15 protein-coding genes are annotated in these 14,475 nt (G+C 67.9%); 12 read left to right on the plus strand and 3 right to left on the minus strand.

Annotation, left to right across the window (positions count from 1 at the left end; genetic code table 11):
• The first annotated feature begins 32 nt into the window (after nt 1–32).
• The 8 genes from WHH00_RS06840 (at nt 33) to WHH00_RS06875 (ending at nt 8,003) form a co-directional block, all read left to right on the plus strand.
• Nucleotides 33–1,013: a co-chaperone YbbN gene (locus tag WHH00_RS06840; protein ID WP_406637577.1), complete on the plus strand. Its 981-nt coding sequence runs from the start codon at nt 33–35 to the stop codon at nt 1,011–1,013.
• Complete coding sequence (locus WHH00_RS06845) at nt 1,013–2,110, plus strand: NADH:flavin oxidoreductase/NADH oxidase (protein ID WP_406637579.1); 1,098 nt, start codon at nt 1,013–1,015, stop codon at nt 2,108–2,110. Before WHH00_RS06840 ends, WHH00_RS06845 begins: the two co-directional genes overlap by 1 nt.
• Nucleotides 2,111–2,116: 6 nt before the next feature.
• A complete protein-coding gene (locus tag WHH00_RS06850; RefSeq protein ID WP_406637581.1) occupies nt 2,117–2,419 on the plus strand; it encodes a DUF3253 domain-containing protein in 303 nt (100 codons plus the stop codon).
• A 112-nt stretch (nt 2,420–2,531) separates the two neighbouring features.
• Nucleotides 2,532–3,425 (plus strand): ATP-binding cassette domain-containing protein, encoded by an 894-nt coding sequence (locus WHH00_RS06855; RefSeq protein WP_406637583.1) that lies wholly within the window; start codon nt 2,532–2,534, stop codon nt 3,423–3,425.
• Nucleotides 3,407–4,978, plus strand: coding sequence for a transporter (locus WHH00_RS06860; protein ID WP_406637585.1), 1,572 nt, complete (start codon nt 3,407–3,409; stop codon nt 4,976–4,978). Before WHH00_RS06855 ends, WHH00_RS06860 begins: the two co-directional genes overlap by 19 nt.
• A 22-nt stretch (nt 4,979–5,000) precedes the next feature.
• On the plus strand, nt 5,001–5,783 hold the full coding sequence (gene nagB / locus WHH00_RS06865; RefSeq protein WP_406637587.1) for a glucosamine-6-phosphate deaminase: 783 nt from the start codon (nt 5,001–5,003) through the stop codon (nt 5,781–5,783).
• A gap of 97 nt (nt 5,784–5,880) precedes the next feature.
• Nucleotides 5,881–6,222 carry a DUF3039 domain-containing protein gene (locus WHH00_RS06870; protein WP_406637589.1) on the plus strand — a complete coding sequence of 114 codons (342 nt, stop codon included), beginning with the start codon at nt 5,881–5,883 and terminating at the stop codon, nt 6,220–6,222.
• Nucleotides 6,222–8,003, plus strand: coding sequence for a DEAD/DEAH box helicase (locus WHH00_RS06875; protein WP_350002642.1), 1,782 nt, complete (start codon nt 6,222–6,224; stop codon nt 8,001–8,003). Before WHH00_RS06870 ends, WHH00_RS06875 begins: the two co-directional genes overlap by 1 nt.
• Before the next feature lie 106 nt (nt 8,004–8,109).
• On the opposite strand, the gene WHH00_RS06880 is transcribed toward WHH00_RS06875, so the two are convergent.
• The 3 genes from WHH00_RS06880 to WHH00_RS06890 form a co-directional block, all read right to left on the minus strand.
• Nucleotides 8,110–9,150 carry an AAA family ATPase gene (locus tag WHH00_RS06880; RefSeq protein ID WP_406637591.1) on the minus strand — a complete coding sequence of 347 codons (1,041 nt, stop codon included), beginning with the start codon at nt 9,148–9,150 and terminating at the stop codon, nt 8,110–8,112.
• Nucleotides 9,151–9,245: 95 nt separating this feature from the next.
• The gene (locus WHH00_RS06885) at nt 9,246–9,884 is read right to left on the minus strand and encodes an isochorismatase family protein (RefSeq protein ID WP_406637593.1); all 639 of its coding nucleotides are present in this window, start codon (nt 9,882–9,884) and stop codon (nt 9,246–9,248) included.
• Nucleotides 9,885–9,893: 9 nt separating this feature from the next.
• Complete coding sequence (locus tag WHH00_RS06890; RefSeq protein WP_104185158.1) at nt 9,894–11,222, minus strand: nicotinate phosphoribosyltransferase; 1,329 nt, start codon at nt 11,220–11,222, stop codon at nt 9,894–9,896.
• Nucleotides 11,223–11,597: 375 nt separating this feature from the next.
• Here WHH00_RS06890 and clpS point away from each other — a divergent pair, with 375 nt between their 5' ends.
• The 4 genes from clpS (at nt 11,598) to WHH00_RS06910 (ending at nt 14,450) form a co-directional block, all read left to right on the plus strand.
• Complete coding sequence (gene clpS, locus WHH00_RS06895) at nt 11,598–11,975, plus strand: ATP-dependent Clp protease adapter ClpS (RefSeq protein ID WP_406637596.1); 378 nt, start codon at nt 11,598–11,600, stop codon at nt 11,973–11,975.
• Nucleotides 11,968–12,534 carry a DUF2017 domain-containing protein gene (locus WHH00_RS06900; protein WP_406637598.1) on the plus strand — a complete coding sequence of 189 codons (567 nt, stop codon included), beginning with the start codon at nt 11,968–11,970 and terminating at the stop codon, nt 12,532–12,534. The genes clpS and WHH00_RS06900 overlap by 8 nt, the downstream gene beginning before the upstream one ends.
• A 123-nt stretch (nt 12,535–12,657) precedes the next feature.
• Entirely contained in the window at nt 12,658–13,656 is a 999-nt protein-coding gene (gene murI, locus WHH00_RS06905; protein ID WP_406637600.1) for a glutamate racemase, read from the plus strand.
• Nucleotides 13,653–14,450 carry an MBL fold metallo-hydrolase gene (locus tag WHH00_RS06910; RefSeq protein ID WP_231456827.1) on the plus strand — a complete coding sequence of 266 codons (798 nt, stop codon included), beginning with the start codon at nt 13,653–13,655 and terminating at the stop codon, nt 14,448–14,450. The genes murI and WHH00_RS06910 overlap by 4 nt, the downstream gene beginning before the upstream one ends.
• Nucleotides 14,451–14,475: the final 25 nt, after the last annotated feature.

Here is a 14,475-nt window from a genome sequence, read left to right on the forward strand (position 1 = left end):
CGGCAGCGGCCGGAGTGGCTAGAGTGGAAAGCATGAGTTCGCCAGCTTCCCGCCCAGTCCCTCCTGCCGCTGCCAACCTGCTTAACCTGCGCGGCGCCGTCGACCTTTCCAGCCTGAAGCAGCGCCCGGCCTCCCCGGCCGGTGCCGGCACGCCGCAGGAGGGCGCCCAGCAGGGTGCCGCTGCCGGCGCCGCGGAACTGAAGGTCAACGTCACCGAGGGCAACTTCCAGCAGCTCGTGGAACTCTCTGCGCAGGTGCCGGTGGTGTTCGCCCTGTGGGCCTCCTACTCGCCGGAATCGGCAGCCGTGCTGGAGGTCCTGGAACGGGTGGTTGCGGGCTACGGCGGCCGGCTGGTCCTTGGCGCCGCGGACATTGAAGCGTTCCCGCAGCTTGCCCAGGCCTTCCAGGTACAGGCCGTCCCCACCGCTGTTGCCGTCCTCAAGGGCCAGCCCGTGCCGCTCTTCCAGGGCAGCGCGGATGAGCAGCAGGTGCGCAGCCTCTTTGACGAACTGCTGAAGGTGGCCGCTGCGAACGGCGTGACCGGGAGCCTGGGGGCCGGCGCTGCGGAGGAAGGGGACGCCCCGGCGCCCCTGCCGCCGCTGCACCAGGCGGCATTCGACGCCATAGAGGCGGGAGACTATGCCGCCGCGGCAGATGCCTACCGCCAGGCGCTGACCGAGATGCCTGCGGACCACGAGGCCAAGGCCGGACTGGCCCAGGTGGAGCTGATGGCGAGGCTGCAGCCGCTGTCCGCCCAGGACAGCGAAGCCCTGCGAACCCTCGCGGCCAATGAGCCGGACAACCTTGAGGCCCAGCTGGGGGTGGCTGACCTGGACGTGGCAGGCGGCCATGTGGAGGACGCGTTGAACCGGCTGGTGTCCTTCATCGGCAGGAACTTCGGTCCGGAGCGCGAGACGGTCCGGGTCAGGCTGCTGGAGCTGTTCGATGTGGTGGGTGCCGCGGACGAGCGGGTTGCCAAGGCACGCCAGGCGCTCGCGAGGGTGCTCTTCTAGTGACGGCACTGTTCCAGCCCCTGCGGCTCCGCTCGCTGGAGCTGCAGCACCGGGGCTGGGTATCGCCGATGTGCCAGTACAGCTGCGATCCCGACGACGCCCCGGGAGTCCCCAACGACTGGCACCTGATGCATTTGGGGTCCTTCGCCGCCGGCGGCGCCGCCCTGATCCTGACCGAAGCCGCCGCGGTGAATGCAGAGGGCAGGATCAGCCCCCGCGACGCCGGCCTCTACAACGGTGCGCAGGCCGAAGCGTGGGAACGGATCACCTCTTTCGTCCACCGGCACGGCGCCGCGAAGGCAAAGATCGGCGTGCAGCTCGCCCATGCCGGCAGGAAGGCTTCCACTTACTGGCCGTTTTCCGGCAAGCACGGCAGTGTTCCGGCGTCCGACGGCGGCTGGACCACCGTGGGGCCGTCACCTTTGGCCTTCGAAGGGTACGCAGCTCCCGCGGAGATGAGCGCCGAGCAGATCACGGGCGTGGTGCGGGACTTCGCTGACGCGGCGGTGCGGGCCGTGGACGCAGGCTTTGACACCATTGAGATCCACGGCGCCCACGGGTACCTCCTGCACCAGTTCCAGAGTCCGCTGATCAACACGCGGACCGACTCCTGGGGCGGGGACGAAGCCGGCAGGAACCGGCTGATGCTGGCTGTGGTTGACGCCGTCCGGGCCGTCATTCCGGAGTCCATGCCGCTGCTCCTGAGGATCTCCGCCAGTGACTGGGCGGAAGGCGGCGTGGACCTGGCCGCCTCCGTTCGCCTGGCACGGCAGGCGGCCGGGCGCGGTGTGGACCTCATCGACGTTTCCAGCGGCGGCGCCGTAGCCCATCAGCAGATCAAGGCCGGCCCCGGCTACCAGACCGGGTTTTCGGCTGCCATCCGGAAGGAAGCCGGCGTGGCCACCGGGACCGTGGGCCTGCTGACCTCGGCGGGGCAGGCTGAACACGCCGTCGCAACGGGCCAGGCTGACGGCGTCCTCATCGCGAGGGCAGCCCTGCGGGACCCGCACTGGTGGCTGCGGGCCGCGTTCGAACTGGGCCATGACCTTTCCTGGCCGCCGCAATACGAGCGTGCCGTTCCGCGGCGCACCTTCTGAATGCCCATGACGGCCAACCGGGACCGGCGCGCTGCCCCAAACCCTGAAGAGGAACCGAAGAACGGGGTGGACCAGCAGTTGGAAGCCGCCATCCTGGAACTCCTGGCCGCAAGGGCCGCCACGTCCACCATCTGCCCGTCGGAGGCGGCCCGCGCCGTTGGCGGCGGGACATGGCGTGACCTCATGGAGCCTGCCCGCAGTGCGGCGCGGCGGCTGGTTGACGCAGGCGAGGTCCAGGTCACCCAAGGCGGATCGGTGGTAGATCCTGCCACCGCCAAGGGACCCATCCGCATCCGCAAGGTCCGTTAGGGGCCCCGGCGCGATAGCGCGGACAACGTCACCGGAAGCGCGGGCCCTACGCCTTTTTCGCTACTCCTCCGGGAGGACCCCGCAGCGGGGACCCGGGGACTACTCTGGCATCATGACTGCCCCGCACTCCGAACCGGTCCCGCAACCAGACCCGGCTCCGCAACCAGGCCCGGTCCCGCAACCGGACCCGGCACTGCACTCCGCGCCGGCGCTGGCCCCCGCCCCGTCGCTGCGCCCCGGTGCGGGACCCCGGGTGCCGGCACTGTCCATCCGCGGACTGGCAAAGCGCTTCGGCGACAAGATCGCCGTGGACGGCATCAGCCTGGACGTGCCGGCTGGCTCCTTCTACGGCATTGTGGGCCCCAACGGCGCCGGTAAAACCACCACCCTGTCCATGGCAACGGGCCTCCTGCGCCCGGACTTTGGGACAGCGGCAGTCCACGGCGTGGACGTCTGGCAGCGGCCGTTGGAAGCGAAGAGGCTGATGGGCATCCTGCCGGACGGTGTGCGGCTGTTCGACCGGCTTACCGGCGAACAGCTCATTACCTATGCGGGACTGCTGCGGGGAATGGACAGGGAAACGGTGGCCACCCGCGTTGCGGACCTCCTCGCCGCCATGGATCTCCAGGAGGCTGCCGGGACCCTGGTGGTGGACTACTCGGCGGGCATGACCAAGAAGGTTGCCCTGGCCTCCGCCCTCATCCACGCACCCAGGCTGCTGGTCCTGGACGAACCCTTCGAGGCGGTGGACCCGGTATCCGCGGCCAATATCCGCTCCATCCTGGACAGCTATGTCGCCTCGGGCGGCACGGTTATTGTGTCCAGCCATGTCATGGACCTGGTGCAGCGCATGTGCGACCACGTGGCAGTGGTGGCGAACGGACGGCTGCTCGCCGCCGGAACCGTTGACGAGGTGCGTGCCGGGGCATCGCTGGAGGACCGGTTCGTGCAGCTGGTGGGCGGCCGCAGCCACACGGAAGGACTGGAATGGTTGCGCACCTTCTAAGACTCAAGCTGACACTGCTGCGCAACGGTTTGCGGCGCAGCCCGTGGCAACTGGTGGGGATGGCCTTCGCCGGGCTCTACGCACTGGGGATGGTGGCAACGCTGGTGATGGCACTGGTGATGCTGCGCAACGCGCCGCACGACCTTGCCCAGACCGCTGTGGTGCTCGGCGGGTCCGCCGCCATCCTGGGCTGGGGCATCGTCCCGGTGGTTGCCTCTGCCACGGACATGACCCTGGATCCCGCACGGTTCACCACCTTCGCGATTCCCATGAGGCAGATGCTGGCCGGGCTGGCCCTGGGCGGCGTCATAGGCATTCCCGGGGTGGCAACGTCGCTGGTGGCGCTGTCCACAGTGGCTACCTGGTCCCGGGGTGTCCTTCCTGCGCTCGCCGCGCTGGCGGGGGCAGTGCTGGGCGTGCTGACCTGCGTGGTGCTTGCCAAAGTGGTGACCACGGCAACGGCAAGCCTGGCGGCATCGCGGCGGTTCAAGGACGTCAGCGCCATCGCGTTCATGGTGCCCCTGGTACTGATGGGGCCCATTGTGGCCGGAGTAGGCCAAGGCCTTTCAGCCTCCTCCGGTTTCCTGCCCGGCTTTGCAAGGACGCTGTCCTGGACCCCGCTGGGCGCACCGTGGTCCCTGGGCGGCGATGTTGCCGCGGGGCAGCCGGGGCAGGCGGCACTGAAGCTGCTGGTGTCGGTTGCGTCCCTGGCTGCGCTGGCGTGGGCTTGGAAATCCTTGTTGGAACGGGCGCTGGTAACGCCTCCCTACGCGGGAAGCGGCAAGCGGAAAGGCGGCAGGCTGGGGCTGCTGGGGATGCTGCCCGCCACTCCCGCCGGTGCGGTAATGGCGAGGTCCCTCACCTACTGGTTCCGGGACCCAAGGTATTCGGGATCGCTCGTGGTGATCCCCCTGCTTCCCGTGGTGCTCGCCTTCCAGGGCAGCCAGAGCGGGGACTTTACCAGCCTGGGCATCCTTGCCCCGCTGTCCGCATTCATCCTCGCCTGGTCCATCTCCGCCGACGTGTCCTACGACAACACCGCGTTCGCCCTGCACCTTTCCACGGGTGTCAGGGGAGTGGCGGACAGGCTGGGCCGCGCCCTGGCCTGTATGGCCTTCGCCCTGCCGGTGGTGCTGGTGTTTGCCATTGGCTATTCGGCCCTGACCGGGGACTGGGCAGGCCTGCCCGGCCAGCTGGGCCTGAGCCTGGGCATCCTGTTCACAGGACTGGGACTGTCTTCGGTGGTCTCGGCCCGCTACACCGTGGCCGTCCCGCTGCCCGGCGACAGCCCGTTCAAGAAACCGCCCGGCAACGTGGGGCAGACCCTCGCCGTGCAGTTTGGAGGACTGCTGGTCCTTATGATCCTGGTGCTGCCCCAGGCGGGCCTCCTGGTTGCCCAGGTGGTGACGGGCAACAGCCTCTTCGGCTGGATCAACCTCACTGCCGGGACAGCCCTGGGCCTGGGCCTGTTTGTTGCAGGCGTCAGGCTGGGCGGAAAATGGCTGGACGCCCGCGGGCCCGAGCTCCTGGCCCAGGTGTCCGTCAACCGCTGAAAAGCTTTGGGAAGGAAACAGCATGGAAGTGGTCATCCTCAATGGCAGCAAACAGATTGCCAGGCTCGCCGCCGACGCCGTCGAGGACCTGCTTCGCAGCAAGCCGGACGCCGTCCTGGGGCTGGCGACGGGTTCGTCCCCGCTGCCGGTCTACGATGAACTGGCGGCCCGCCATGAGCGGGACGGCCTGGACTTCAGCCGGGCCTCAGGTTTTGCCCTGGACGAGTACGTGGGTCTTCCTCCAGGCCACCCCGAGTCCTACCGGGAAGTGGTCCGCCGGGAGTTCACCAACAGGGTGAATATCCGGCCGGAAAACGTCCACGGGCCGGACGGTGCCGCTGCGGACATCCCGGCTGCCTGCAGCGCCTACGAGGAGGCGATCGCTGCGGCCGGCGGGGTGGACCTGCAGATCCTTGGGGTGGGAACGGACGGCCATATCGCGTTCAACGAACCGGGATCCTCCTTCGCTTCCAGGACCCGCATCAAGAGCCTCATCGAACAGACCCGCCGGGACAACGCCCGGTTCTTCTCCAGCCTGGCGGACGTCCCGCACCATGTCCTGACGCAGGGGCTCGGGACCATCATGGAGGCGCGGCACGTCATCCTGCTGGCAACCGGTGCGCAGAAGGCCCAGGCTGTCCGCGAATTCGTTGAAGGTCCCGTCGCCGCCATCTGCCCGGCGTCGATCCTGCAGTTCCATCCGCACGCCACCGTCCTGCTGGACGAGGCCGCCGCGTCCGCGCTGAAACTGGCGGATTTCTACCGGCACACGTATGACAACAAGCCCGCCTGGCAGGGAATTTAGGGGGCACCGACCGCTGCCCACGCGCGCCGCAGCAAAGTCCGACGGCGGCCGGCGGGGACGCGCCGCCGTCGAACGTCCGGCCGGTGGAACAGCTAAGATGGTTGGCATGACTAGCACGACGGACCCTCTCGAAACCGACCCGATGCGCGAGCTTTCCGGGGCTGGAACGTCCACAGCCACCATTGAGCGCGAGGAACTGCGCCAGGAAGTGGAGCCCGGGGACCGGGAGCGCTTTTCGCACTATGTGCGCAAGGAAAAGATCATGGAGTCCGCACTGACCGGGGAACCGGTCATCGCGCTGTGCGGCAAGGTCTGGACGCCGGGCCGGGATCCCCAGAAGTTCCCGGTCTGCCCGATGTGCAAAGAGGTCTATGACGGCCTCCGCCCGGGCAACGACGGCGGCAAGGGTCCCGGAGGGGACTCGGGCAACAACAAATAGTGACGGAGACGCTCTTTGGCGGCCCCACCCTGCCTCCGGCTTATCCGGAACGTGCAGCCTGGGGAACCGCCCCGAAACTCCGTGCCTGGCAGCAGGAAGCCCTGGACCTCTACCTGCGTAACAGTCCCCGCGATTTCCTCGCCGTGGCAACGCCCGGCGCCGGCAAGACCACCTTCGCGCTGAGGGTGGCGTCCACCCTCATCGACTCCGGCGCCGTCAACAGGGTGACCATCGTGGCGCCCACGGACCACCTGAAGCGGCAGTGGGCGGATGCGGCGGCCAGGGTGGGCATCGCCATCGACCCCAACTTCAAGAACTCCGACGGGCAGCACGGCCGGGGCTTCATCGGCGTTGCCGTCACCTATGCGCAGGTGGCCAGCAAGCCGCTGCTCCACCGCGCCAAGACGGAAGCTGCACGCACACTGGTGATCCTCGACGAGATCCACCACGGCGGCGAGGCACTGTCCTGGGGTGACGGGCTGCGCGAAGCTTTCGACCCCGCGGTCAGGCGGCTATCGCTGACGGGAACGCCGTTCCGTTCCGACACCTCTCCCATTCCGTTCGTCGAATACGCCGAGGACCGGGACGGCATCCGCCGCTCCAAAGCGGACTACACCTACGGGTACGGCAATGCGCTGCGCGACCACGTGGTCCGTCCGGTGATGTTCATGGCCTATTCCGGGCAGATGCGCTGGCGTACCAGTGCCGGCGAGGAAATGGCGGCGTCGCTGGGGGAGGCCGCGGTGACCAAGGACATCACGTCCCATGCCTGGCGTACCGCCCTGAACCCGGCGGGGGAGTGGATTCCCGCTGTGCTGGCCGGCGCGGACAAGCGCCTCAGCGAGGTCCGCCGCACCGTTCCCGACGCCGGCGGCCTGGTGATTGCCACGGACCACGAGGACGCCCGTGCGTATGCAGGGCAGCTCAAGAGGATCACGGGGGAGTCGCCCACGGTCATCCTTTCCGACGACGCGAAGGCGTCGAGCAAGATCGAGGAATTCACTGCCAGCGAGAAACGCTGGATGGTGGCCGTCCGGATGGTGTCCGAAGGCGTGGACGTGCCGCGGCTTTCCGTCGGCGTGTATGCAACGTCAACCTCGACCCCCCTGTTTTTCGCCCAGGCGGTGGGTCGCTTCGTGCGTGCCCGCAAGCGGGGCGAAACGGCGTCGGTCTTCCTGCCCTCGGTGCCGCAGCTGATGGCCCTTGCCAACTCCATGGAGGCGGAACGGGACCACGCCCTGGACCGCCCGGAGAAGGAAGACGGGGACGGCCTGTTCAACCCCGAGGACTCGCTGATGGCCGAGGCCAACCGCGAGGACAAGGCATCGGACAGCCTGACCAAGGGCAAGTTCGAGGCCCTGGATTCGCAGGCGTCCTTTGACCGCGTTTTGTTCGACGGCGGCGAATTCGGCACGGGCGGCGAGGTGGGGTCCGACGACGAGATGGACTTCCTGGGCATCCCCGGGCTGCTGGACGCGGAGCAGGTGGGTACGCTGCTGCGGCAGCGCCAGCACGAGCAGCTGAACCGCAAGAACCGGAAGGCGCCTGCGGCGGCGGAAAGCCCTGCACCGGCCGTCCCAGACCACCGGATGCTGATGGACCTCCGCAACGAGCTTGCCAAGAACGTGGCGGCCTGGTCTGCCCGCACGGGCACTCCCCACGGCGTGGTGCACACCAAGCTGCGGACGGTGTGCGGCGGACCGCCCGTTGCCCAGGCGAACGAGGAACAGCTGCAGTCCCGCCTGCGGAAGCTCCAGGACTGGTTTATCGGCCGGAAATAGCAGGGCCGGACACACGTGGGTGGCCCGGTGCCTAATGGCTTGCTCCCCGGAAGTTGGATGGAAAAGCCAGGGACGGGCCTTCGCCTGTCAGCTGCCGCCGATCGGGTCAGGCCAGCCAGCGCCACCAGCGTGGCTGCTCCGGTTCCGGCGTCGGGTCCGGCTCCGGCTCCGGCTGCTCGCCCAGGGCCAGCGCGGCTTCGACGATATCGTCCGCGGTGAGCGTCATGACGGCATCACGATCGAGCGCGTCGAGGCTGTGTTCCTCGTCGAGCGACAGGCGCAGCGCCTGGCGGTTGAGCGCCTGCTCGAACAATGTGCGGGCAAACCGTGCGTTGCCGGAGTCCTCGCCCGCGTGGAGCCCGGTGAGGATGCGGCGCAGCATCTGGTCCGCACCCGGCTCCAGCGTGTACTCGTGCTGTGCCAGCATCTGGTGGAAGATCGTCTGGAGTGCGTCGACGGAGTAGTCGGGGAACGTGATCTCCCGGGCGAACCGGGAGCGCAGTCCGGGGTTCGAGAGCAGGAAGGACTCCATGAGCCGCGGGTATCCTGCCACGATCACCACCAGGCGGTGGCGGTGGTCCTCCATCCGCTTAAGCAGGACCTCGATCGCCTCGGGGCCGAAGTCCATCCGGCCGTCCTCCGGGGCCAGCGCGTAGGCCTCGTCGATGAACAGCACGCCGTCCAGCGCACGCCGGATCACCCGGTCCGTCTTGATAGCCGTCGCGCCGACGTACTGCCCCACCAGGCCCGAACGGTCGACTTCCACCAGGTGGCCTTTCTGCAGCAGTCCGACCGCGCGGTACATCTCCGCCAGGAGCCGCGCCACGGTGGTCTTGCCGGTGCCCGGGTTTCCGAGGAACACCAGATGCTGTGATGTGGCCACCTCCGGCAGGCCGTGCGCCTTACGGCGGGCCTGGACCTGGAGCAGTGCGACGAGGGCCCGCACCTGTTCCTTCACGGTTTCCAGTCCCACCAGCGCATCGAGCTCGGCCTGCACCTCGGACAGCGGCCGGGCCGGCCCGGGCCTCGCACCAATGAGATCACCCATTAAGTCATCGACGCGCTCCGAATTGGGCAGCTTGAACTGATCGGCCAGATGGCCGATGGTTTCGCGCAGGTCGTCGAGCGGATGCCGGCTGGGAGCCATGCATCCACTGTAATACCCGATTCCCGGCCGGGTGGGGGTGCGGGGAAACAAAGAAGTGGTCCGGTGCTAAGCACCGGACCACTCCTGTTGCTGACCTAGGCCACGTCCACGCCGCCCAGTTCCATTTCGGCCACCGCTTCTTCAAGGTCCTCGGCGATCCCGGCCGTCAGCGAGCGGAGGACGGTGACGGAGTAGCCCGCCTGGACGGCGTCCAGGGCCGTTGCCCTAACGCAGTAATCGGTGGCGATTCCCACAACCACGACGTCCTCCACGTCGTGGCTCTGCAGCCAGTCATCCAGCCCGATCGCGTCTTCGTCCGGCGCGAACCTCTCGGCGTCCGCGGGGCCGGGAAGGGCCCCGGGCTGCCGTTCGCCGGTGGGCACCGCGTCCTCAGGGGCCAGGAGGCCTTCAAAACCCGAGTAGGCAGCGGAGAACTGCCCTTTCTGGAAATAGGCCTGGATGTATTCGGTGTCCAGGTCGGGATGCATTTCAGCGCCAGGGGTGCCGGCCACGCAGTGCGGCGGCCAGCTGTCCTTGAAATCGGGGGTGTCCGAGAAATGATCTCCCGGATCGATGTGCCAGTCCTGGGTGGCAACGATGTGGTCGAACTCGCCGTGGTGGCCGTCCACGTACTCGCTGATGGCGCCGGCTACATCCGCGCCGCCGGAAACGGCGAGCGAACCGCCCTCGCAGAAATCGTTCTGGACGTCGACGATGATCAGTGCCCGGGACATCGGTTCTCCTCAGTTTTCTTCATAGAGAGTAGGGATGGCGGCTTCTCCGCGCTGCAGGCGGTTGACCACCGGTGGCAGCTCCGCCATGGAGTCCGCATGGCGCTGGCGGGCCCGGAGCACGCCCTCGTGGCCTGTCCACCCCGGCAACAGCTCCCCGTTCTTCATGAACTGCTGCAGGAGGGGCCGGTCGTTGCCGTCATCCTCCGGCCGCCGGCCGACGCCCACCACCTCCGCGGTGGCAATGCCGCGTTCGTTCAGTTTGCGCAGCGCGTACTTGCGGCCGCCCACGCTGGCCTTGTTCTTGGCCGCCTTGGCCACCGAGACGAATGTGCCGTCGTCGTCCGTGCGGCTGACCAGCTTGTACACCATGCTGGCTGTCGGGGCGCCCGAGCCCGTGACCAGGGAGGTGCCCACGCCGTAGGAATCCACGGGGGCGGACTGCAGCGCGGCGATGGCGTACTCATCAAGGTCTGAGGTGACCACGATCTTGGTGTTTTCGTTGCCGAGGTCGTCAAGGAGCCTGCGCACCCACTGCGCCTGGGCCACAAGGTCGCCCGAGTCCAGCCGGACCGCTCCCAGGCGTGGACCTGCAAGGTCCACGGCCGTGCGGACGGCCGCTTCGACGTCGTACGTGTCCACCAGCAGGGAGGTGTGGTCCCCAAGCGAGGCAATTTGCGCCTCGAAGGCGTCCCGCTCGGTGTCGTGCAGGAGGGTGAAGGAGTGGGCGGCCGTTCCCACCGTCTTGATCCCGTAGCGGATTCCGGCCTCGAGGTTGGAGGTGCTGTCAAAACCGGCAATGATTGCCGCCCTGGCGGACGCGGTGGCCGCTTCCTCGTGGGTGCGCCGGGACCCCATTTCAATGCAGGGCCGGCCGCCGGCCGCGGTGACCATCCGGGAAGCCGCCGAGGCAATGGCGCTGTCATGGTTCAAGACGGACAGAAGGTAGGTCTCCAGCATGCAGGCCTCGGCGAAGGTGGCCTCGACGATCAGGATGGGGGAGTTTGGGAAGTACGCCTCGCCTTCGGGGTAGCCCCAGATGTCGCCGGAGAACCGGTAGGACGCGAGGTACTCGAGGGTCTGGGCGTTGACCACCTTGGTGCGCTCCAGGAACTCGAGCTCGGCATCCCCGAAGCGGAAATTGGCGATGCCCTCAAGCAGCCGCCCCGTGCCGGCCACGATGCCGTAGCGCCGGCCGTCCGGCAGCCGCCGGGCGAAAGCCTCGAACACCGACTTGCGGTGCGCGGCCCCGGAATGCAGCGATGCCTGGAGCATCGTCAGCTCGTAGTGGTCGGTGTAAAAGGACGTGCGGGGATGCTCCCAGCCGGCGGAGGTACTCACGAAAATCACTCTAGTCCCCACCGGCTCCCACGTCTCGCTTCGCTTCGCCGCGGGGCCCCACCCGTCGGCTCCCACGTCTCGCTTCGCTTCGCCGCGGGGCCCCACCCGTCGGCTCCCACGTCTCGCTTCGCTTCGCCGCGTGGCCCCACCCGTCGGCTCCCACGTCTCGCTTCGCTTCGCCGCGTGGCCCCACCCGTCGGCTCCCACGTCTCGCTTCGCTTCGCCGCGTGGCCCCACCCGTCGGCTCCCACGTCTCGCTTCGCTTCGCCGCGTGGCCCCACCCGTCGGCTCCCACGTCTCGCTTCGCTTCGCCGCGGGGCCCTCGCCAAAGTGGGGCCATCCGGCGTGGGCCCAGCATCCCCATAGAATGGACAGATGACCTTAAGCGTTGCGCTCGGCCCTGATACACAGGAGGGCACCCGGACCGGAACAGCGGAATCCACAGATTCCCTGACCGCACCGGACATCCCCTGGAACCTGGTGATCTGGAACGATCCCGTCAACCTCATGAGCTACGTGAGCTATGTTTTCCAAAGCTATTTCGGCTACTCCGAGAGCAAAGCGAACAAGCTCATGATGGAGGTCCACAAGAAGGGGCGGTCCATTGTTGCCTCGGGCAGCAAGGAGCAAGTGGAGCGCCATGCCGTGGCCATGCACGGTTTTGGGCTATGGGCCACCGTGGAAAAAGCCAGCGGCGGAAACGGCAATTCCGGCAACTCCGGCGGAGGCCAGGGCAAGGGGAAACGTGGCTAAGGCATTCAAGTACGGACTCAAAGGCATCACCGGCTACCTGGAGCCCGCGGAACGCGACCTGCTGCGCAGCCTGATCCATGACGTCATCTCCATGCTCCAGCCGGAGGACCGGGACGGCCAGGATCCCCTGGCTGCCCTGATCGGCCTGGACATGGACGTGGCAGAGCCTGCTGACCGGGCCGTCAAGCGTCTGCTTCCCAACGTCATGAAGGACGACGCCGGCGCCTCACTGGAGTTCCGCCAGCTCACCGAACGCTCGCTGCGGGAAACGAAGATCGGCGCCCTGCGGGCGGCCGCCCTGGACCTGGACAAGGACGAGATCGTGCTGACGCCCGACGGTGCACGGCACTGGTCCATGGCGCTGAACGATGTCCGGCTGGTCCTTGCCGAGCGGCTGGACATCCAGGATGAGGAGGATGCCGAGCACGTCCACCTCATGCAGGACTGGTCCCAGGCCGAGGATGTGGAGAGCTACCTGGCCCTGGTCTACAACTTCGCCACATGGCTCCAGGAGTCACTGGTGCAGGCCATGCTGCAGTCCCTGGACTCCCGCCGATGAGCGGCGCGGATTCTTCCCCGTCCCTGCGCTGTGACACACCAGACATGAGCTCCCGGCCACAGGTTCATGACTGGAGCCGCGGGGAAGACCTATCCTCGAATAATCATGAGTAGAGCCTCAAGCATGGATCCGGCAGCCGGCGCTGCCGCGGGGTCCGACGCCAGCGACCTGCCCGCCGCCGCCCTGGAGTCGCGGCCCATCGGCGTTTTCGACTCTGGTGTTGGCGGCCTCACGGTGGCCCGCTCCATCATCGACCAGCTTCCCAACGAGTCCATCCTCTATGTGGGGGACACCGCACACGGACCGTACGGCCCCCTGCCCATCGCGGAGGTGCGGGCCAACGCCCTGGGCGTGATGGACGAACTGGTGGACTCCGGCGTCAAGCTGCTCACCATAGCCTGCAACTCGGCGTCGGCCGCTGTCCTGCGGGACGCCCGCGAGCGGTACACGGCCAAGTACGGCATCCCGGTCATCGAAGTCATCCAACCGGCGGTGCGGCGTGCGGTGGCAGCAACCCGCAGCGGGCGGGTCGGCGTGATCGGCACCTCCGCCACAATCGGCTCGCGCGCCTACGAGGATACGTTCGCCGCCGCCCCGGACCTGGCGATCACCTCGGTGGCCTGCCCGGAATTCGTCAGCTACGTCGAGGCCGGGATCACCACCGGGCCTGCGCTGCTGGCCGTCGCCGAGGAATACCTCGCCCCGCTCAAGGCGGCCGGTGTGGACACGGTGGTCCTGGGCTGCACGCACTACCCGCTGCTCACCGGCGTCATCTCCTACGTCATGGGCGCCGATGTGACCCTGGTGTCCAGCGCGGAGGAAACTGCCAAGGACGTCTACCGTGCACTGGCCACCCACAACCTGCAGCGCACGGACGCAGCCGCGCCGGAGCACCACTTCGTGGCCACCGGAGACGCCGGCCAGTTCGAGGCGCTGGCCCGCAGGTTCCTGGGACCCGAGGTCCTCTCTGTCCGCCACGTGGACCATGTGTCCGCCCAGTACCCCACGGGAAGCCTGGCCAGGATCACGCCGGAAATGATCGCCGCCGCGCAAAGTGCCGCCGCGCGCCCGCGGATCTCCAACTTCGTGGGCAGTTCAGTGGCCGGAGGCACCGGCCAGTGAAGCTCACCATCGTAGGCTGCACCGGTTCCTTTCCCGGCCCCGGGTCACCGGCGTCGTGCTACCTCCTGACCGCGAACGACGGCGAGCGGACCTGGAAAGTGGTCATGGACCTGGGCAGCGGGGCACTGGGTGCCATCCAGCGGTACACCGACCTGGAGGACATCGACGCCATCTTCCTGACCCACCTGCACCCCGACCACTGCATGGACCTGTGCGGGCTGCACGTGGCTGTCCGCTGGAAGCCCGGCGGCTGGGGACGCGGCCGGATCCCTGTCTGGGGACCTGCGGCCACGGCAGACCGGATGGCCACAGCGTACGGCCTGGAGCTGGATCCCGGGATGCACGAGGAATTCGACTTCACCAACTGGGCAGAACGCGAAGCCGTGACCGTGGGCCCGTTCACCGTGACCCCCTTTGCCGTGAACCATCCGGTGGAGGAGGCCTATGCCCTGCGGGTGGAAGTGGTGGAGCCGGGCAAGGACGGCGCGCCGGTGTCCCGGGTCCTGACGTATTCCGGGGATACGGATTCCTGCGCCGGGCTTGAGGAAGCAGCCAAGGACGCGGACCTGTTCCTGTGCGAGGCAGCCTTCGAGGAAGGCCGCGACGACGGCATCAAGGACGTCCACCTGACCGGCAAGCGTGCCGGGGAAGCCGCTGCGGCGGCGGGCGCACGGCGGCTCCTGCTGACGCACATTCCGGTGTGGACATCGCAGACCACGGTGATGGCCGAGGCCCGCCCGGTGTTCGGCGGCGACGTTGCGGTTGCGGTTGCGGGAGTGCACTACACCATCTAGCCCTTCTGTTGATCCTGGCTTCGAA

The sequence above is a fragment of the Pseudarthrobacter quantipunctorum genome, from assembly GCF_045291495.1.
Taxonomy (GTDB): domain Bacteria; phylum Actinomycetota; class Actinomycetes; order Actinomycetales; family Micrococcaceae; genus Arthrobacter; species Arthrobacter quantipunctorum.